This window comes from Kribbella sp. NPDC056345 (assembly GCF_042262745.1).
Taxonomy (GTDB): domain Bacteria; phylum Actinomycetota; class Actinomycetes; order Propionibacteriales; family Kribbellaceae; genus Kribbella.
The window spans coordinates 185,724-204,583 of sequence record NZ_JBHJQQ010000007.1; the positions used below are offsets into that span (position 1 = coordinate 185,724).

Consider the following 18,860-nt stretch of genomic DNA (forward strand, 5'->3'; position numbering starts at 1 on the left):
GGAAGGCAATCGGGTTGGGCTCTGGCGGGACTGACGCAACGTAGCCTGGCGGGATGGACCGGTCCGGGTTTCCGCACTTTCTGCCGATCACGCTGCGGTGGAAGGACAACGACGTGTACGGGCATGTGAACAACGTCGAGTACTACAGCTTCTTCGACACGGTGATCAACGACTTCCTGATCCGGGTGGGCGGGCTGGACATCCACGGTGGTGCGGTGATCGGGCTGTGCGTGGACTCGCAGTGCACGTTCAAGGCGTCGCTGGAGTTTCCCGGCGTGGTCGATGCGGGGTTGCGGGTCAGCCAGCTGGGGAACTCGAGTGTGCGTTACGACATCGGGCTGTTCCGGGAAGGTACTGAGCAGCCTGCTGCGACCGGGCGGTTCGTGCATGTGTTCGTGGATCGGGAGGAGCGGCGGCCAGTGCCGATTCCGGACCGTATCCGGGAGGCGTTGGAGGGGATCACCGGATGATCGTGCGCGGCGCCGTACTGCGGGAGATGGGTCTACCCAAGCCGTACGCCGAGTCGCGGCCGCTGCGGATCGAAGAGGTCGAGCTGGCACCACCTGGGCCAGGTGAGCTGCTGGTGCGGATCCGCGCCGCCGGGCTGTGTCATTCGGACCTGTCCGTGATTGACGGCTCTCGGCCGCGAGTGATGCCGATGCTGCTCGGCCACGAAGCGACGGGTGAGGTGGTTCAGTCAGAGGCTCCTGGCTTCGCAGTGGGTGACGCTGTCGCTTTTGCGTTCGTCCCCGCGTGTGGTGAGTGCGGTCCGTGTGCTGAGGGCAGGGCCGCGCTGTGCGAGCCCGGTGCGGCTGCGAACACGGCCGGCACGCTGCTGTCCGGCGTACGGCGCCTGGACGGAGTGCACCACCATCTCGGCGTATCCGGGTTCGCGGACCACGCGGTGGTGTCCGCACGGTCCGCAGTGAAGATCGACCCGGAACTGCCTCCGGAGATCGCAGCGCTCTTCGGCTGTGCGGTGATGACAGGTGTGGGCGCAGTGGTGAACACCGCGCAGGTCCGAGCCGGCCGGAGTGCCGTGGTGTTCGGACTGGGCGGTGTCGGGTTGTCCGCGCTGCTGGGTGCCGTGCTGGTCGGTGCGCATCCGCTAGTCGCCGTGGACGTCGTACCGGAGAAGCTGGAGCTGGCCCGCTCTCTCGGTGCCACTCACACAGTCCTGGCCGGGCCGGGTGCAGTTGAGGATGTGCGCGACGCTACGTCCGGTGGAGCCGACTACGCGTTTGAGACGGTCGGTAGCGGCAAGGTGCTCGAGCAGGCGTACGCCGCCACCCGCCGCGGCGGGACCACCGTCACGGTCGGTCTGCCGCACCCGTCGCAGTCGTTCAGCATCCCCGCAGTCAGCCTGGTAGCCGAGGAACGCACAGTGAAGGGCTCCTACCTCGGCTCAGCGATCCCCAGCCGCGACATCCCGCGCTACATCGCGCTCTACCAGGCCGGCCGCCTCCCGGTGGACCGCTTGCTCACCGCAACCGTCGGCCTCGCCAACCTCAACGAAGCCTTCGACACCCTCGCCGCCGGTACGTCGATACGCCAGGTGCTAGTCCTCTGACCGTCGAGCGTCCAGTACGGCGAACGTGTTCGCCTCACGTGCTCGCGCTTCCGGCGTGAAGTTGTCGCCGAAGTCGTCAGCCGTGGCGACCCGGCGGAGCTCGATCCCGGAGGTGTTCCCGTGATCCGCGGCGAAGCAGCGCTCGGCCCACATCAGGGCCTCCTCGCGGGACGCGACCTCGATCAGGCAGAAACCGGCGATCAGTTCCTTGGTCTCGGCGAACGGCCCGTCGACCACGCGCGCCTTACCGCCGTCGGGCACCAGGCGGAAGCCTTCCGAGCTCGGCAGTAGCCCCTCACCTGCGAGCAGCACGCCCTTCTCGGCCATCTCGGCCATCACCTGAGTCATCTCGTTCAGGCTCTGCTCACTCGGCTGCTCCCACGCCTCGGAACCAGCGCTCGCCCGCATCATCATCACGTATCGCATGCGCTTATCAAACGTTAAATCCCGCGGAAAATGTATACACCGAGGCAACCCATCGGGCAGGCTACGCACAGTGCGTCCTCGCCCACCGCTCGTGAGGCGTATGTCAAGTGAGACACGCGGAGTCCCTGAGGAGGACCCCCTTTATGCACACCCGCCCCCGCCGCATCGGTGCCATGGTCGGCGCCGGCGCCGTAGCCTTCGGCGCCCTGGCCGTCGTCGCCGGTAACTCGGCCGACGCCCAGCAGTCCGCCCCCGCCCCCATCCCCGCCCCGATCGACCAGTTGCTCGGCAAGGAGCTTCAGGGCAAGGCCGCACTCGGCCGCGTCCAGTCCCGGCTCACAGAGCTTGCCGACCGCAACGGCATCGCCGCTGCCAAGCTGCAGCAGATCCTGGCCACCGACAAGACCAGCTGGCTCGACCGCGACGGCAAGCTGTTCTTCCGCGAGCCGACCACCGGCGCGAAGGCAGCGCCCGCCGCCTCGCCCCGCTGGGCCACCAAGGCAGTCGCTGCGGCGACCGGCCCGGCGTTCGAGCTGCACAGCAAACCTGGTTCGAACCGCGTGATCTACCTGGACTTCGATGGTCACACGATCTCGGGTACGGCGTGGAACACCGGCGGCAAGCCCGCCACGGTGAACGTCACGCCGTACGACACCAACGGCAACACCGCTACCTGGAGCACGGCTGAACAGGACGTCGTACGCGATGTCTGGGCCCGGGTCGCCGAGGACTACGCGCCGTTCGACGTGGACGTCACCACGCAGGCACCGCCCGAGTCCGCGATCACCCGCTCTGGTTCGACCGATCAGCAGTACGGCACACGCGTGCTTATCGACCCGACGACCTGGTATCAGTCGGGCTGTGGCTGCGGTGGTGTCGCGTACGTCGGTGTGTACGACAGCACCAGCCGGCACTCGTACTACCAGCCCGCCCTGGTCTTCACCAAGGGCGTCGGCACCGGCGCGAAGAACATCGCCGAGGCCGCGTCTCACGAGGCCGGGCACAACCTGGGCCTGAGCCACGACGGTACGGCGTCGGTCGGGTACTACACGGGCCACGGCGCCTGGGCCCCGATCATGGGTGTCGGCTACTCCAAGGCGATCAGCCAGTGGAGCAAGGGCGAGTACTCGGGTGCCAACAACAAGGAAGACGACTTCGCGGTCGTCGGCCAGAACGGGCTCGCGCTGCGCACCGACGAGCACGGCAACGCGACGAGCAACGCCACCGCGCTGACGCTCGGCACTGCAGTCTCCGGCGTCTACGCCAGTGACTCCGACGTCGACGTCTTCCGGATCGACCTGGCCGCAGGCACGTTCAACTTCGCGGCCACGTCCGGTGGGGACCTGGACATCAAGCTCCAGCTGCTCGACTCGGCCGGCAATGTCGTCGTCACCGCCGACCCGGCCGCCGGACAGTCGAACTCGGCGACCCCGACCGGTCTGAGCGCAAGCATCAGCCGTCAGGTCGCCGCGGGCCGCTACTACGTGCGGGTCGACAACGTTGGCTACGCCAGCCCGCTGAACACCGGCTACTCCACGTACGGGAGCCGTGGCGCGTACACGGTGCGTGTGACTGCCGGGTAGTACCAGAAGCAACCCGGGGCCGTCGTTCCCACCGAGATCGACGGCCCCGGGGTTCTGGGGGGATCAACCGCCCGACCCCTGGAGGACCTCAGTGAGGAAGCAACTCCGTCGTACCGGTGCGCTCGCGTGCACCGGCGCAGTCGTGTTCGGAGGCCTGGCCATCGGAGCCGGCTCCCGCGCCGACGCACAACTGCTCGGACAACCCACACCGGGTGTCCAAGCACTGGCGCAGGTTCAGAGCAGGCTGGCCGAGGTGGCCGCGACCAACGGACTGCCCACCGATCAGCTGCAGCGGATTCTCGCGACTGACAAAACCGCCTGGCTCGACACCAACAGCCGGTTGTTCTACCGCGAGCCGCAGCTCACCCCGGCGCAGAAGTCCGAAGAGGCCTCACCGCGCTGGGCCACCGAGTCCGTCGAGGCCGCGACCGGTCCGGCGTTCGAGCTGCACAGCAAGCCTGGTTCGAACCGCGTGATCTACCTGGACTTCGACGGTCACACCATCACCGGTACGGCGTGGAACACCGGCGGTAAGCCCGCCACGGTGAACGTCTCGGCGTACGACACCGATGGCGATCCGGCGAACTACAGCACTGCCGAGCAGGACGTCGTACGCGATGTATGGGCGCGGGTTGCGGAGGACTACGCCAGCTTCGACGTCGACGTCACCACGCAGGCGCCGCCGCAGTCGGCGATCGACCGGTCCGGTGCGTCCGATGCGCAGTACGGGACGCGGGTGCTCATCGACCCGGACGACTGGTACCAGTCCGGCTGTGGTTGTGGTGGCGTCGCTTACGTCGGGGTCTACGACAACAGCAGCCAGCACGACTACTACCAGCCGGCGCTGGTCTTCACGAAGGGTGTCGGCACCGGCGCGAAGAACCTCGCCGAGGCCGCGTCGCACGAAGCCGGCCACAACGTCGGCCTGGGCCACGACGGCACCTCGTCCGTCGGCTACTACCAGGGCCACGGGGCCTGGGCGCCGATCATGGGCGTCGGGTACTACCGCGGGATCAGCCAGTGGAGCAAGGGCGAGTACGCCGACGCCAACAACAAGGAAGACGACTACGCCGTCGTCGGCACTCACGGTCTCGCCGCGCGTGCGGACGACGCCGGTGACACCACGGCCGCCGCAGCTGCCCTGACAGTCGGTACGGCGGTCACCGGGTACGTCGGCACCGAGACCGACACCGATGTCTACAAGGTCACGGTCAGTGCTGCAGGCAACTACACGGCAACCGCGAACGCCGCGGCCTTCGGTGGAAACCTCGACATCAAGCTGGACCTGCTGAACAGCGCCGGCGCTGTTGTCGCCTCGGCTGACCCGGCTTCGGGCCAGACCGACGCCGCAACTCCGACCGGCCTGAGCTCCAGCGTCACCGCGAATCTCGCGGCCGGTACGTACTACGTGCGCATCGACAACGTCGGCTACGGCGACCCGCTGAGCACGGGCTACACGACGTACGGCAGCCGCGGCGCCTACACCGTCAAGCTCGCCACGTCCTGAAACGCCTGCGGCCGGCCAGCTTGCGCGGGTCGGCCGCAGGTCAGGTCAGGTGCGAAACCGCCAGCTGAGCAAGTGCGGCGGCCTGCATCGGCAGCACGTCATCATCGAAGCGGACGATGCTCGAGTGATTGGACGGCGCCTCGTCCGCCGGTACGTCGTCGGGGCGCGCACCGAGCATGATGAACGTGCCGGGCACCTCCTGCAGCACCATCGAGAAGTCCTCGGCCCCCATCTGCGAATTGGGCGCCACCCGCACGTGCTCCGGACCGAAGAGCGTGCTGAGCTCGCTGATCGCATGCTGCGTGCGGTCGGCGTCGTTGATCGTCACCGGGTACTGCAGGTTGAGCGCCGCATCGACCGTGCACCCGTGCGCCTTGGCGATCGACTCCGCCAGCGCAGGCAGCTCGTGGCTCAGCTGCTCGAAGGTCTCGTTCGAGAGCGTCCGCACCGTTGCACCGAGCTTGGCCGAGTTCGGGATCACGTTGATCGCCACGCCGGCCGACAACTGCGTGACCGTGATGACCACCGGGTCGAACACGCTGACCCGCCGGGTCACATACGTCTGCAACGCCGACACCAGCTCCGCCACGACCGGCACCGGATCCGCCGTCGTATGCGGCGTTGACCCATGCCCACCACGCCCGTGCACAGTGACATGCAGCTGATTGGAACCGGCCATCATCGTCCCCGGCCGAGTCTCGAACAGCCCCTTGGCCGCCAGCCCCCACACATGTACGGCGTACGCCGCCATCGGCGTCTCCCCGCTCGCCTGCAGCAGGCCCTCCCGCAGCATGTACCCCGCACCACCCAGCCCTTCCTCACCCGGCTGGAACATGAAGACGACGTTCCCACTGAGCTCTTCGCGATGCGCACTCAGCAACTGCGCAGCACCCACCAGCCCGGCCGTGTGCAGATCATGACCGCAGGCATGCATGTTCCCGTTCTCGGATGCATACTCCAGCCCGGTCTCCTCCACCACCGGCAGCGCATCCATATCCCCACGCAACAGAACAGTCGGCCCCGGCCGCGCACCTCTGAGAACCCCGACCACCGACGACACCTCGCGCCCGGTCGAGATCTCCAACGGCAACCCGGCGACCGCATCCAGCACCCGCGCCTGAGTCCGCGGTAAGACGAGTCCTACCTCGGGATCCCGGTGCAGCTCACGCCGCAACTCGACCATCCCCGCGGCGTACTCGTCACTCTCGCGTACCAGCTCCATCGCCGTACCTCCACACCTCGCGGACACCGGAGCCCGCCACCGTACCCCCGTCAGGCGGCCACTCGGGCGGTGACCCGGTAGCGCCCCGGTGCCTGCCCGCGGGCCCGGCTGAACGCCCGGCTGAACGCGTACGCCGACGTGTAGCCGACCGAGCGGGCGACGGTATCGAGGGTGTCGTCGGTGTCACGCAGGCGGCGGGCGGCAAGGTCCATCCGCCATTGCGTCAGGTAGGCGCCTGGTGCCTGGCCGGTCGTGGCGACGAAGCGGCGGGTCAGGGTCGCGCGGGAGACGCCGAGCTCAGCCGCGAGCAGCTCGGTGGTCCACGGGTGGGCGGGATCCGCATGCAGCTTGGTCAGCGCGGCGGTCAGCAGCGGATCGTCGAGCACCCCGAGCCAGGTCTCCTTGGTCTCCTCCGGCCGACGGCTCAACCACACCCTCAGGAACTGGACCAGCAGGATGTCGACCAGCCGATCGAGGACGACCGCCGACCCGAGCTGCGGATAGGCCAGCTCGCGGGCGAGCAGCTTCGCGGAGTCGTCGAGGCAGTTGCCGTTCGTGTCGGCGGAGAGATGGACGACCTGCGGCAGTCGCGCCAGCACCTGCGTCAGGACGGCCGGATCGTGCGAGTAGGTGGCGGCGAGCAGGCGGCTCTGGACCTCGCCGGTCCCGAACCGCAGGACCTCACCGGTGAGCCGGGCATGGGCGGCAGCCTCCGAATCGCACTTCTTCGGAGTTAGGACGCGGGGTGCGCTGCTGATCACGTGGTCGGCACCGGTCGGCAGCAGTACGACGTCACCCGGCAGGAGCTGCAGGGGTTCGTGACCCGGCACGCCGAGCCAGGCCGCCCCGCTCGTCAGCGCGTAGAACACAGCGCCGGGGATGTCGGTCCAGTTCAGCGACCAGGGTTCGGCGCCCTCGATCCGGGCGCCGAGCGCGCCCCGCACCCCTCCGACAGCCAGCATTTCCGCAAGCAGATCCACGACCTCAACCCTAGCTCGCTTGCACCAGACGGGTATGAATCTGCGTCGAACGATCATCGTGTGGTGCAGTGGATGCTTCCTACGGTGGTTTCACCAACCACGACGTACCAGGAGCAACACAGTGAAACTGTCCGGAAGCACCGCCCTGATCACCGGCGCCAACCGTGGCCTCGGCCGGCACTTCGCCGCCGAACTGCTGGAGCGCGGCGCGACGAAGGTCTACGCCACCGCCCGCAACCCGGAGCAGATCGACCTCCCCGGCGTCGAGGTGCTCCCACTCGACATCACCGACCCAGCGGCAGTCGCCGCCGCGGCCCGCGCCGCCGGCGACGTCGACCTCCTGATCAACAACGCGGGCATCGCCGCGCCGCAGTCGCTGATCACCGGCGATCTCGAGGTCATCCGTCGTGAACTCGAAACCCACTTCTTCGGCACCCTGTCGATGACCCGCGCCTTCGCCCCCGTCCTCGCCGCCAACGGCGGTGGCACCATCCTCAACGTCCTCTCGGTCCTGTCCTGGCTAGGTTTCGCCGGCGCCGGCGGTTACGCCGCCGCGAAGGCGGCCCAATGGAGCCTGACCGACACCACCCGCCTCGAACTCGCCGCTCAAGGCACCCAGGTCAGCGCCGCCGTCCTCGCAGCCACCGACACCGACATGATGGCCGCCTGGGACGTCCCGAAGAACGACCCCGCCGACGTGGTCCGCACTACCCTCGACGCCCTCGAAGAAGGTCAGCTGGAAATCCTCGTGGACGAAGCAGCAGCCACCACCAAAGCCACCCTCTCCGCCGACGTCCACACCAGATACCCCGACCTCGCCTAGTCGCGCGCGTGAGCCGTGTCTTCGTCCAGCACCAGGAAGTCGACGACGAGCGAGGCGATCGTGCCGTCGTCGGCCACTCCCCAGTAGCACGGGTAGGCGCCGTCGCCGTAGCCACTCGTCACCATGACCGCGTCGTCCACGTCGCCGGTGAGACTGAACACTGCGCCCGCAGCGTCCAGAAGCCGCAGGGAATGCACCTGAAACAACTCCTCGACCCGCTGAGCGTCGCAACGCACGAGCGTCGCGAGATCGAGGATCGCCACGTTGCCGGCATCCACCCCGATGATGTTCGATTCCCCGGCCACCTTGGCAGGGTGCCAAGTGACTGCCGGCGCCGCGGAGATCAGCAGGCGCAGCGCGACGTTCGTGCCCGCGGCTGTGGAGACCTCGACAGGGTAGGTACCGGCGGGCAACCGGCGAGCCAGCGGTGCGAGGTCAAAAGCGCGGTAGCCGAAGTCCCGGACGGTCAGCACCCCGGACCCACAGGTCACCTCACCGAGATGGACGACCTCAAGCCAAACCGTTTCGCCGAAAAGGGCGACCTGCCGCCCGTGCGCGAACAGACTCGCCACGTCGAGCCCCACGTGTGCGGGCAGCTCGGCCAGCGCAGCATCCAAGCTCGCCGAGCTCAGCATGGCCTCGGCCTCGGCGGGATCGACCAGCGGGACTCCTGGTGGATCGAGAAACTGGAGAAGCTGACAGATCCGCCACCGCCCGTCATCGCGCACAAGCCGGTATTCGTAATAGGTCGGCATCGAACCGTCGCCGCTGACCGAGCGCACTGTCGCCCGATCAGTCTCGACCTCCACCTCGGTGATGGTCTCCAGGGCGGGATCGTGTGCCGCGCGCCCGCGGAGCACGTGCTCCTCGCCAGTGCTGGCTCCGGCCGTGAAATGAGCGCCGACAAGCGTCGCCAGCTCACCTCTCCACGCATCGACCGCGTAGTCGGAGCCCAAGGAGCTCGGCGGCTTGCCTGCCTACTCCCATGCCCCATGGAAGTCGGATACGAAGGCCTCGACCCGTGCACGCACGCCATCCTGGTTCACGGATCGACGGTACCGGCCGCCGGCAATCGTCAACAGGACGAAACTGCTGGTCTACCGATGTGCTGTGACTGCTTGAGCGGCACCGGCTGCGAAGGTACGGCGGTCGCGGTCGCGGTCTCGGGCTGCTGGCAGTGGGGTTGTGGGTGGCGTGTTGTGGGCGGTGGGTGGCGTGTGGGCGGCGGGGGCCGGCAGGCCGGTGAGGGCTTTGTGGTGGTGGGTGTAGAGGGACTCGGCTCGGGTGATTTCGGTGTGGAGGTGGGAGAGGAGGGACTGGGTGGTGGCTTTGGCTCGGGCGGTGGCTTGGGGGTGGGGGAGGAGTTGGTGGGCGTCGAGGGAGGCCAGGCCGGTGCGGAGGATGGACTCGAGGTGGTCTCGGGTGCGGGGGCCGGAGGGTTCGAGGTCGGGGAGGCGGGTGGAGTTGTAGTAGAGGGTGGTGAGGAGGTCGACCTGGTGCTCGGCGGTTTGGTTGTTGAGGGCGGTGAGGACGGTGCCGGGGGTCAGGTCGGCTCGGGTTTCGATGTCGGTGGTGAGCATCCGGGCGGCGGTCACGTAGGGGGCGTAGTGGCCGTTGGTGTGGAAGGAATCGATGCCGGGGGCAACCTTCTCGACGCCTAGGTGGTGGAGGTAGTCGTCGAGGTGGGACTGGGTCCAGGCTTCGGCGACGCCTTCTTCCAGCTGGCGGCTCCCGGGGCGGACGAAGGCGGCCCGGGCTGCTTCCTGGGTGGCGCCGGCCGGGCCGAGGAAGTGGGAGTGCTCGTGCAGGATCGTGGCGAGGGCTTCGCGGTAGCGGGCCAGGTGGGCGATGGAGTGCTTCTGCCCGGCCAGGGCGTACATCTCGCGGAGCGGGTCGAGGATGTACTCGCGGTCGAGGTGGAGGGTGCCGTCCCAGTGGGCGAGGCCGAGGATGTCGTCGGTTGATTGGACGATCTGACCGTTCCAGGCGCTGTGGTGAGCGCCGGACAGTGCGAGTGCCGCCTGGCCGCTGCGCAGCAGGAGCTCCTCGAGCGAGGCGGGCGCGGTGGGAGTGGCGGGGGCCGTGGTGCTCATGGCCGGTACGCCGTGGCGAGGCGGATGAGGGAGTCGGCGGAACGTCGGAGGTTGGCGCGCTCGGTCGGGTTGTCGGTGCCGGCCGCCATCCGCCGCAGCTCACCCACCAGCCACTCCGCACGAGCCCGATGCTCAGCGCCCGTGCTCCGCGATGCGCCCGGCTGGGCGCCGGCCCGCAGAGGTGCGGCCGTGCTTCGCGGTGCGCCCGCCTGTGCTCTGCCGGCCTGCAGGGGAGTGGCGGTGCTTGAGGGTACTGCGGGGTTCTGGGCGGTCTCGACGTGCTCCATGGGGTTCTCCTCCGAGGTCGGATCTCGACGGAGAACATACGGAGATTCACCCCGCTCCCAGCAGCAAACTTTCCACCTGTGGATAACCCCGCCAAGCACGAAGGACAGGAGGTCTGCGAGCCGCTGGGCATCGGCCAGGCGGGGGATGTCGTCGGCGAGGGGCCGCGGGGAGATACCTCCTGTCGGTCGTGCTGCTCAGGAGGGGCGCGGGGTGATGCTGTTGGGGTGGGTTAGAAGAGGGTGGGTGGTTCTAGCGAGACCGGCTCGGGGAGGGGGGCCAGTGAAGGTAGGCGGGTGCGGAGGGTTTGGTGGAAGAGGCGGGCCAGGTTGAGGGCTTCGGCGTTGTCGGGGGTGTGCAGAAAGATGGTGGGTGAGCGGCCTTCGGTGAGCCAGGTGTGCACGAGGTCGACGAGATAGGCCCAGCCGTCGACGGTCTCGGAGACGGAGTCGCGGCCGATGTAGCGGACGATCGGGTGGCCGGTGAGGGCGGTGGTTCGGCGGGCCACGCGGGGCTTCTTCATCCAGGCATCGCGTTCGGCGAGGCTGGTGGGGCGGTGGCCGAAGAGGGTGCCGGTGTCGAAGGGGACCCATTCGGCTCCGGCGCGGGCCAGCACCTGTTCCAGCTGGGCAGCCACGCGCGGGTCGTCGAAGAAGGCCGGGTGCCGGACCTCCACGGCGTACCGGTGTTCGCGGGGAGCGCCGTTCAGGAAGGCGGCTAGCGTGCCCAGGTCGCCAGGGGCGAAGGATGCCGGGAGCTGGACCCACATCGCGTGGTTGCGGGAGCCGAGTGGCTCGACCGCGGCAGCGAAGGCGTAGAACTCGGCGGCGATGTTGCCGAGGCGGCGTTCGTGGGTGATGACCTGGGGCAGCTTCACGACGAACCGGAAATCAGGCGGCGTCTGTGCCGCCCACTTCTCGACCGATGAGCGGGCGGGGATCCCGTAGAAGGTCGTGTTGCTTTCGACCGCGTTCACCCACGATGCGTACGCGGCGAGCTTCAAGCGGGCCGGTTGCGGCCACGCGGGATGTGTCCACTGAGCACATCCCACGTGGAGCCGCATTCAGGAAATCTAGCGCTCGACCTCACCGCGGATGAACTTCTCCACCAGGTCGCGGCAGACGTCGTCGGCGTACTGCTCCGGCGGCGACTTCATGAAGTACGACGACGCGGACAGGATCGGGCCGCCGATACCGCGGTCCTTGGCGATCTTCACCGCGCGGATCGCGTCGATGATGATGCCGGCCGAGTTCGGCGAGTCCCAGACCTCGAGCTTGTACTCCAGTGACAGCGGGACGTCGCCGAAGTTGCGGCCCTCGAGCCGGATGAAGGCCCACTTGCGGTCGTCCAGCCAGGCCACGTAGTCGGACGGGCCGATGTGCACGTTGCGCGGGTCGATGTCGTTGACCAGCTGCGAGGTGACGGACTGGGTCTTGCTGATCTTCTTGGACTCCAGCCGGTCGCGCTCCAGCATGTTCTTGAAGTCCATGTTGCCGCCGACGTTCAGCTGGTAGGTCCGGTCGACGGTGACGCCGCGGTCCTCGAACAGCTTGGCCAGCACGCGGTGCGTGATGGTGGCGCCGATCTGCGACTTGATGTCGTCGCCGACGATCGGCACGCCGGCCGCGGTGAACTTGTCGGCCCACTCCTTGGTGCCGGCGATGAAGACCGGCAGCGCGTTGACGAAGGCGACGTTCGCGTCGATCGCGCACTGCGCGTAGAACTTCGCCGCCTGCTCGGAGCCGACCGGCAGGTAGCAGACCAGTACGTCGACCTGCGCCTCACGCAGGGCGGCCACGACGTCGACCGGGGCCGCGTCGGACTCGGTGATGGTCTCGCGGTAGTACTTGCCGAGACCGTCCAGGGTGTGACCCCGCTGAACCGTGACGCCGGACGGCGGCACGTCGCAGATCTTGATCGTGTTGTTCTCGCTGGCGCCGATGGCGTCGGCGAGGTCCAGACCGACCTTCTTGCCGTCGACGTCGAACGCGGCGACGAACTCGACGTCGCGGACGTGGTAGTCGCCGAACTGGACGTGCATCAGACCGGGGACGCGCTCCTCAGGCTTCGCGTCGCGGTAGTAGTGCACGCCCTGGACGAGCGAGCTGGCGCAGTTGCCGACGCCGACGATCGCTACCCGGATCGAGGTCATCTGGAATCTCCTTGGTCAGGCGGTGGGGGATGTTGGGAGGGTTGCTGCCGCCGCTCGCCGTCGATCAGCTCGTTCAGCCAGCGGACCTCGCGCTCGGCCGACTCCAGGCCGTGCCGTTGCAGCTCGAGGGTGTAGGCGTCGACCCGCTCCGCGGTCCGGCTCATCGCGGCCCGGAAGTTCGCCAGCCGCTCCTCCATCCGGGCGCGCCGGCCCTCGAGGATGCGCAGCCGGGTGGCCGGATCGGTCCGGCCGAAGAACGAGAACCGGACGCCGAACGTGTCGTCCTCCCAGGCCGACGGACCGGCATCGTGCATCGCGTGCGCGAAGTGGTCCTTGCCGTCGGCCGTGATCGTGTACACGATCTTCGGCCTGCGCCCCGCCTCCGGCGTACCGGGGTCGGCGGTGATCAGGCCGTTGCGGAGCATCGCCTTCAGGCACGGGTAGAGCGATCCGAACGACAGCACACGTCCCCAGCCGAACTGGGCGTTGACGCGCTTGCGGAGCTCGTAACCGTGCATCGGCGCTTCGTGCAGCAGACCGAGTACGGCGAGCTCCAGGACACCACTGCGGTTTCCCATGACCCCCACCTCCTCGGTCCAGTTTGTCAGAACCTGATGTATCGGTTCGATACATCGCGCCGCCACTGTAAGCAGCAGGTCGGCCTGTGGACAACTCATGACAAAGGTCGCCTTTGTCACCTTGACGCGGCGGCACTCCAAGGAAACCTGTTACGTCAGGCGCCGATCTGCGTTAATCGGTTGACACACAGCGTCGTGGTCCAGGAGCGGAGGGTCATGGCCGACAGCCATGGAAAACACGCCAAGCACGAACTCGAGGGTGAGGGGCCGCTGGCGCGGGTGGCCCTGCGGTTCACCGCGTTCACCGAGAAGTGGCTGCCGGACGCGTTCGGGTTCGTCCTGGTCGGCACCTTCATCGTGCTGCTGTTCGGGCTCGTCACCGGTGAGCCACTGCTGAAGCGCCCGGACGATCCGGCCGCGACCAAGGGGTTCGGGCTGGTCGATGCCTGGGGCATCGGGTTCTGGAGCCTGATCACGTTCACCCTGCAGATGGCGATGATCATCATCGGCGGGTACGCCGTCGCGACCAGCGGACCGGTCGCCCGGTTGATCACCCGGCTGGCCCGGATCCCGAAGACCCCACGGTCCGCGGTCGCGTTCGTGGCCGCGGTCGCGATGTTCGCGTCGTACCTGAACTGGGCCTTCAGCCTCATCTTCGCGGCGATCCTGGCGCGGGAGGTGGCCCGCAACGTGCCGAAGGCCGACTACCGCGCACTGGGCGCGATGGCGTTCCTGGGGCTCGGGACAGTCTGGGCGCAGGGCCTGTCGGGGTCGGCCGCGCTGCAGGTCGCGAGTGCGAGCAGTAGCCCCGCACCGGTCCAGGAGGTCATCAAGGCCGGCGGTCGCGCCACCGGGCTGATTCCGCTCAGCGAAACGATCTTCACCTGGCAGGCGCTGCTGGCAACGCTCTTCGTGTACGTCGTCGGTGTCGTGATGGCCTGGTTCATCGCACCGGGCGAGGGCAGCTCGCGGACCGCCGAGCACATGGGCATCGAGCTCAAACCGCTCATCGGCCGAGGTTCGGCGTACAACGGTCAAAGGGAACAGAGTGCGAAGCGCAGGCCTGGTGACTGGCTTGAGCACTCGCCGCTGTTCAGCCTGTTCATCGTGGCGCTCGGTGTGACGTATCTGATCCGCTACTTCAACGGCAAGAGTTTCTTCAGCGCACTCGACCTCAACACCGTCAACCTGATCCTGTTCCTGCTCGCCATGCTGTTGCACTGGCGCCCCTGGCGGATGGCGCGCGCGGTGCGCGACGGCGTGCCCGCAGCAGCCGGCGTACTGCTCCAGTTCCCCTTGTACGGCGGCATCTTCGGCATGATCGCGTATACCGGGATCTCCGCCCGGCTGGCCGGTTGGTTGGTGCAGGCAAGTAGTCAGTTCCTGCTCGCGCCGTTGGTGGCGATCTATTCGTGCATTCTCGGCATCTTCGTGCCCAGCGGCGGCAGCAAATGGGTGATCGAGGCCCCTTATGTCCTGCAGGCGGCCAACGAGCTGAACGTGGATGCCGGCTGGATGGTCATCGTGTACGACCTCGGCGAGGCGAGCGCGAATCTGCTGCAGCCGTTCTGGATGCTGCCGACGCTCGCGATCCTGGGGCTGAAGGCGCGCGACATCATGGGCTACACGTTCACGATGTTCCTGGCGTGCTTCCCGGCGGCGTTACTCGCTGTCACGTTCCTGGCGCCGCACGTCACGGGATGATTCGCCCCCGAACCCCGGAGTTGGTACCCTCCGGAGCGGATTCGGGCCCGTTACCACACCCGCCGTAGTCTGTGGGGCAATGACTTCCGCGAGATCGTCGAGGACTGCACTGTGAGTGAAGCTCGTAGAAAAGCCGCTCCGCCGCGCCGAACGAAGAAACATTGGGCGCTCCGGGTGCTCGGCTGGCTGATGGCTTTCGGGTTCCTCGGGATCATCCTCGGCACCGCCGCGTTCTTCATCATCTACCAGCGGACCGAGATCCCGGACGTCAACAAGGAGTTCGAGGCCAACACCACCACGGTCAAGTGGGGTAACGGCAAGGACAACATGGGCCGGTTCTACGAGCAGAACCGGACATCGGTCCCGCTGAAGCAGATCCCGAAGCGGGTCCAGGACGCGGTCCTGGCCGCGGAGGACCGGACCTTCTGGACCAACCCCGGCATCTCGCCGCAGGGCATGTTGCGGGCGGCGTACAACATCGCCAAGGGTGAGCAGTTGCAGGGTGGTTCGACGATCACCCAGCAGTACGTGAAGATCATGTACCTGAACCAGGACCGCACCGCGTCCCGCAAGTTCAAGGAACTGTTCATCGCGACCAAGCTGAGTCGCCAGCAGGACAAGAGCAAAACGCTCGAGGGCTACCTCAACACGATCTACTTCGGTGAGGGTGCCTACGGCATCTCGGCCGCGGGTAACGCCTACTTCAAGGTCCAGGACCCGAACAAGCTGACCGTCCCGCAGGCCGCCTTCCTGGCCACGGTGCTGAACAACCCGACGTTGTTCGACATCGACAAGAAGGCGAACCACCAGCGGATCCTGGAGCGTTACCGCTACGTACTCGACGGGATGCGGCTGAGCGGCACGATCACCGAGGCCGAGCAGACGAAGTACGCCAAGGCGCTGCCGCCGATGAACAAGCCGAAGAAGAACAACAAGTACGGCGGGCCGAACGGCTTCCTGCTCGACATGGCGAAGAAGGAGCTGCTGCGCCGCGGCTTCACCGAGAACCAGATCACCGGCGGCGGCTACACGATCGTCACCACCTTCGACAAGACGACCCAGGAGGAGATGATCGCGGCCGCGCAGAACCGGCTGCCGAAGAAGCGGGACGGTCTGCATGTCGGGATGGCCGCCGTCCGGCCCGGGACCGGTGAGCTGCTGGCGATGTACGGCGGGCCCGACTTCCTGAAGAACCAGTTGAACTGGGCAACCAGCCGGGCCCGTCCGGGCTCGTCCTTCAAGCCGTTCGCGGTCGCCGCGGCACTTCAGGACGGCTGGGACCTGAACAAACCGTTGCAGGGTGACAGCCCGATCGAGATCCAGGGCCAGGAGCTCAACAACGAGTTCAACAACGACTACGGCGACGTCAAGCTGAAGAAGGCCACCGAGCAGTCGATCAACACGGCGTTCTACGACCTGGTGGACAAGCAGATGCAGGACGGCCCGGCGAAGCTGGTCGCGGCCGCCGAGGCGGCCGGTATCCCGAAGACCAAGGAGCTCGAGGTCGGCAAGAACAACCCGTCGACGGTTCTCGGCCCCGACCCGTACGCGTCCGCGGTCGACATGGCCAACGCCTACGCGACGTTCGCGGCGAACGGCAAGGCCGCGGAGCTGCACACGATCAAGTCGATCACCAACCGCGACGGCAAGGTCGTCTGGAGCGACAAGGCCAAGATCAAGCCGCGGCAGGTCTTCGACGAGGAGCTGGCCAAGAAGGTCAACGACATTCTGAAGAACGTCGTCGACAAGGGCACCGGTAAGGACGCCCGGAAGCTGGACCGCGAGGTGGCCGGGAAGACCGGTACGGCCGGTGGTGTCGCCGTCGAGCACCGCAAGGCGAACGCCGCCTGTGACGGCTGTAAGGACGGTTCGGACACCCTGACGTCCTGGTGGACCGGGTACACGCCGAACCTCTCGACCTCGGTGGTCTACCGGGCCGGTAAGGACGGCGAGTCCGACCTCGACCCGTACTCGAGCGACGAGGCGTTCTTCGGTGGCAACTGGCCGCTGAAGACCTGGCTGGAGTTCATGAAGCCGGCCGTCGAGAACCTGCCGGACGTGAACTTCGAGGAGCCGGAGGACGACGACGGCCTGCAGAACGAGGTCACGCCGTCGAAGACCCCGACGATGACGCCGACGAACACGCCGACGAACACTCCGACCAGCACGCCCACGAAGACGCCGACGAACACTCCGACCAGCACGCCCACGAAGACGCCGGGCAAGCCGACGAAGACGCCGACCAGGACTCCGGGCTGGCCGCCGACCATCACGCCACCAGGCGAAGACCCGGAGAATCCGGAGAATCCCGGCGGCGGTGGTCAGTAGTCCAGCCGCCCCGCCCCCGGAGCCGCCCCCAGCCGCCGTCGAGGCGCGGCCGGGGCGGGCGCGGCGGGCTCGGGTGGAGGGGGTCGGGCTGCGGCGGTGGTTGCCGGCGGCGATGACGCGGGAGGTGCTCGGGTGGTGGCTTGCCACTCGGGTCGGGTTGTTCCTGCTGTCGATCTCGGCGCCGTTGCTGTTCAACCGCGGGACGGAGTACCCGGAGGTCTGGCGCGCCTGGGTGCAGTGGGACGTCTGGCATCTGAAGGCGCTGGCGGAGTTCGGCTACAACAACGGTGAGCCGTCGCAGGCGCCGCTCGCCGCGTTCTTTCCCGGTTTCCCGCTCCTGGTTCACCTCGTGCACTTCACCGGCGTCGGGTACTTCGGCGCCGGCATCCTCGTCTCAGCCGTGGCCAGTGCGATCGCCGGCATTTACCTCGCCCGCCTCGCGCAGTACGAGTTCCCGGAGCTCAAGGGCCTCGGTCCGAATGCGGCGGTGGTCTGGTACGGCGCTCCGGTCGGAGTCTTCCTCGCGGCCGGGTACACCGAGGCGCTGTTCTGCGCCTTCGCCTTCCCCGCCTGGCTCGCCGCCCGGCAGGGGCGCTGGGCCCGGGCCGCGATCTTCGTCGCGCTCGCCGCGACGGTGCGGGTCTCGGGGATCTTCCTCGCCTGCGCCCTCGTGGTCGAGTTCGTCACCTCGAAGAAGCGCGACTGGCCGTCGGCTCCCTGGCTGCTGCTGCCGGCGATTCCGGTGCTCGGTTTCATGGCCTACCTGAAGCAGATCCACGGCTCGTGGTTCGCCTGGCAGGAGGCGCAGGAGAAGGGCTGGGCGCGCGAGTTCACCTGGCCGTGGGACTCGCTCATCCACACTTGGGACGCCGCGTCGCGCGGCCATTTCGCCGGTGAGCGCAGTGACTGGACCTGGATGTTCCGGGCCGAGCTGGTCACGCTCGTGATCGGTCTGCTGCTGCTCGCCTGGTTGCTCTGGCGCCGCTCGTGGGGCGAGGCAGCCTGGATCGCCGCCACCATCGGCGCCTTCTGTACGTCGTTCTGGATCTACTCGATGACCCGGGCGACGCTGCTGTGGTGGCCGCTCTGGATCGGCCTCGCCGTGCTCGTCCACCGCTATCGCTGGCTCGGCCGGTTCTACCTCTGCCTGGGGATACCGCTGGCCGCGATCTGGGCGGCCGGCTTCTTCACCGGCCGCTGGAGCGGTTGAGTAGTTCCCCTCAAGACCGCGGCCGATCGGGCACCTAGCGTGACTCGCATGGAGACACGGACGCAGTCGATCGGCAGGGTGATGCTTCAGGCGGCGTACGTCGGTCTGGCCGCCGGCCTCCTGTACGCCGCCCTGTTCCAGCTCGGAGTGCCGCTGTGCCCGCCGAGTGCCGAAGACTGTGCGATCGGCAGCCTGGGGTCACTTTTCGCCGTCCAGCTCGGGGGAATCGCGATGGCGCTGGCCCTGCCGGTCTTCGCGGTCAGGGCGGGAATCGCACCCCAGGTGATCGTTCCCACCACGGCCGCGATCGCGCTGCTCAACCTCGGATGGTTCTCACTCAGCCGGTGAGTTTGTCCGGCATGTGGACTCTTTGGCGCGGAAGGCAACCCGTCGGCGATT

General features: G+C 67.7%; 18 protein-coding genes. 9 read left to right on the forward strand and 9 right to left on the reverse strand.

Features of this window, described 5'->3' with window-relative positions:
• Window positions 1-53: 53 nt before the first annotated feature.
• Window positions 54-470: an acyl-CoA thioesterase gene (locus ACFCV3_RS25115; protein WP_376033671.1), complete on the forward strand. Its 417-nt coding sequence runs from the start codon at window positions 54-56 to the stop codon at window positions 468-470.
• Complete coding sequence (locus ACFCV3_RS25120; RefSeq protein WP_376033673.1) at window positions 467-1,570, forward strand: zinc-dependent alcohol dehydrogenase family protein; 1,104 nt, start codon at window positions 467-469, stop codon at window positions 1,568-1,570. The genes ACFCV3_RS25115 and ACFCV3_RS25120 overlap by 4 nt, the downstream gene beginning before the upstream one ends.
• On the opposite strand, the gene ACFCV3_RS25125 is transcribed toward ACFCV3_RS25120, so the two are convergent.
• On the reverse strand, window positions 1,559-1,996 hold the full coding sequence (locus ACFCV3_RS25125) for a YciI family protein (protein ID WP_376033675.1): 438 nt from the start codon (window positions 1,994-1,996) through the stop codon (window positions 1,559-1,561). The genes ACFCV3_RS25120 and ACFCV3_RS25125 overlap by 12 nt on opposite strands.
• 143 nt (window positions 1,997-2,139) lie before the next feature.
• On the opposite strand from ACFCV3_RS25125, the gene ACFCV3_RS25130 reads away from it, so the two are divergent.
• A complete protein-coding gene (locus ACFCV3_RS25130; RefSeq protein ID WP_376033677.1) occupies window positions 2,140-3,579 on the forward strand; it encodes a pre-peptidase C-terminal domain-containing protein in 1,440 nt (479 codons plus the stop codon).
• A gap of 91 nt (window positions 3,580-3,670) precedes the next feature.
• Window positions 3,671-5,086, forward strand: coding sequence for a pre-peptidase C-terminal domain-containing protein (locus tag ACFCV3_RS25135; RefSeq protein ID WP_376033679.1), 1,416 nt, complete (start codon window positions 3,671-3,673; stop codon window positions 5,084-5,086).
• Window positions 5,087-5,126: 40 nt separating this feature from the next.
• Here ACFCV3_RS25135 and ACFCV3_RS25140 read toward each other — a convergent pair whose 3' ends face one another.
• Together ACFCV3_RS25140 and ACFCV3_RS25145 are read right to left on the reverse strand one after the other, a co-directional pair.
• Complete coding sequence (locus ACFCV3_RS25140; protein ID WP_376033681.1) at window positions 5,127-6,308, reverse strand: M20 family metallopeptidase; 1,182 nt, start codon at window positions 6,306-6,308, stop codon at window positions 5,127-5,129.
• A gap of 50 nt (window positions 6,309-6,358) precedes the next feature.
• Entirely contained in the window at window positions 6,359-7,288 is a 930-nt protein-coding gene (locus ACFCV3_RS25145; protein ID WP_376033683.1) for a cupin domain-containing protein, read from the reverse strand.
• A gap of 121 nt (window positions 7,289-7,409) precedes the next feature.
• Between ACFCV3_RS25145 and ACFCV3_RS25150 the strand changes: the two genes are divergently transcribed.
• The gene (locus ACFCV3_RS25150) at window positions 7,410-8,111 is read left to right on the forward strand and encodes an SDR family oxidoreductase (RefSeq protein WP_376033685.1); all 702 of its coding nucleotides are present in this window, start codon (window positions 7,410-7,412) and stop codon (window positions 8,109-8,111) included.
• On the opposite strand, the gene ACFCV3_RS25155 is transcribed toward ACFCV3_RS25150, so the two are convergent.
• The 6 genes from ACFCV3_RS25155 to ACFCV3_RS25180 form a co-directional block, all read right to left on the reverse strand.
• Window positions 8,108-8,971 (reverse strand): DUF4241 domain-containing protein, encoded by an 864-nt coding sequence (locus ACFCV3_RS25155; RefSeq protein WP_376033687.1) that lies wholly within the window; start codon window positions 8,969-8,971, stop codon window positions 8,108-8,110. The two genes, ACFCV3_RS25150 and ACFCV3_RS25155, sit on opposite strands and share 4 nt — an antisense overlap.
• Before the next feature lie 237 nt (window positions 8,972-9,208).
• Entirely contained in the window at window positions 9,209-10,204 is a 996-nt protein-coding gene (locus ACFCV3_RS25160) for a hypothetical protein (protein ID WP_376033689.1), read from the reverse strand.
• The gene (locus ACFCV3_RS25165; protein WP_376033690.1) at window positions 10,201-10,491 is read right to left on the reverse strand and encodes a hypothetical protein; all 291 of its coding nucleotides are present in this window, start codon (window positions 10,489-10,491) and stop codon (window positions 10,201-10,203) included. Before ACFCV3_RS25165 ends, ACFCV3_RS25160 begins: the two co-directional genes overlap by 4 nt.
• Window positions 10,492-10,721: 230 nt before the next feature.
• The gene (locus tag ACFCV3_RS25170; RefSeq protein ID WP_376033692.1) at window positions 10,722-11,552 is read right to left on the reverse strand and encodes a DUF72 domain-containing protein; all 831 of its coding nucleotides are present in this window, start codon (window positions 11,550-11,552) and stop codon (window positions 10,722-10,724) included.
• Between the two features lie 9 nt (window positions 11,553-11,561).
• Complete coding sequence (locus tag ACFCV3_RS25175) at window positions 11,562-12,641, reverse strand: inositol-3-phosphate synthase (RefSeq protein WP_376033694.1); 1,080 nt, start codon at window positions 12,639-12,641, stop codon at window positions 11,562-11,564.
• Window positions 12,638-13,219 carry a helix-turn-helix transcriptional regulator gene (locus ACFCV3_RS25180; RefSeq protein ID WP_376033696.1) on the reverse strand — a complete coding sequence of 194 codons (582 nt, stop codon included), beginning with the start codon at window positions 13,217-13,219 and terminating at the stop codon, window positions 12,638-12,640. Before ACFCV3_RS25180 ends, ACFCV3_RS25175 begins: the two co-directional genes overlap by 4 nt.
• A gap of 216 nt (window positions 13,220-13,435) precedes the next feature.
• On the opposite strand from ACFCV3_RS25180, the gene ACFCV3_RS25185 reads away from it, so the two are divergent.
• The 4 genes from ACFCV3_RS25185 to ACFCV3_RS25200 all read left to right on the forward strand — a co-directional run bounded on the left by ACFCV3_RS25185 (window position 13,436) and on the right by ACFCV3_RS25200 (window position 18,809).
• Complete coding sequence (locus ACFCV3_RS25185) at window positions 13,436-14,923, forward strand: short-chain fatty acid transporter (RefSeq protein WP_376033698.1); 1,488 nt, start codon at window positions 13,436-13,438, stop codon at window positions 14,921-14,923.
• 111 nt (window positions 14,924-15,034) lie between these two features.
• The gene (locus ACFCV3_RS25190; RefSeq protein WP_376033700.1) at window positions 15,035-17,251 is read left to right on the forward strand and encodes a transglycosylase domain-containing protein; all 2,217 of its coding nucleotides are present in this window, start codon (window positions 15,035-15,037) and stop codon (window positions 17,249-17,251) included.
• Window positions 17,241-18,461: a mannosyltransferase family protein gene (locus ACFCV3_RS25195; protein ID WP_376033702.1), complete on the forward strand. Its 1,221-nt coding sequence runs from the start codon at window positions 17,241-17,243 to the stop codon at window positions 18,459-18,461. Before ACFCV3_RS25190 ends, ACFCV3_RS25195 begins: the two co-directional genes overlap by 11 nt.
• A gap of 48 nt (window positions 18,462-18,509) precedes the next feature.
• On the forward strand, window positions 18,510-18,809 hold the full coding sequence (locus ACFCV3_RS25200; protein WP_376033704.1) for a hypothetical protein: 300 nt from the start codon (window positions 18,510-18,512) through the stop codon (window positions 18,807-18,809).
• Window positions 18,810-18,860 lie beyond the last annotated feature (51 nt).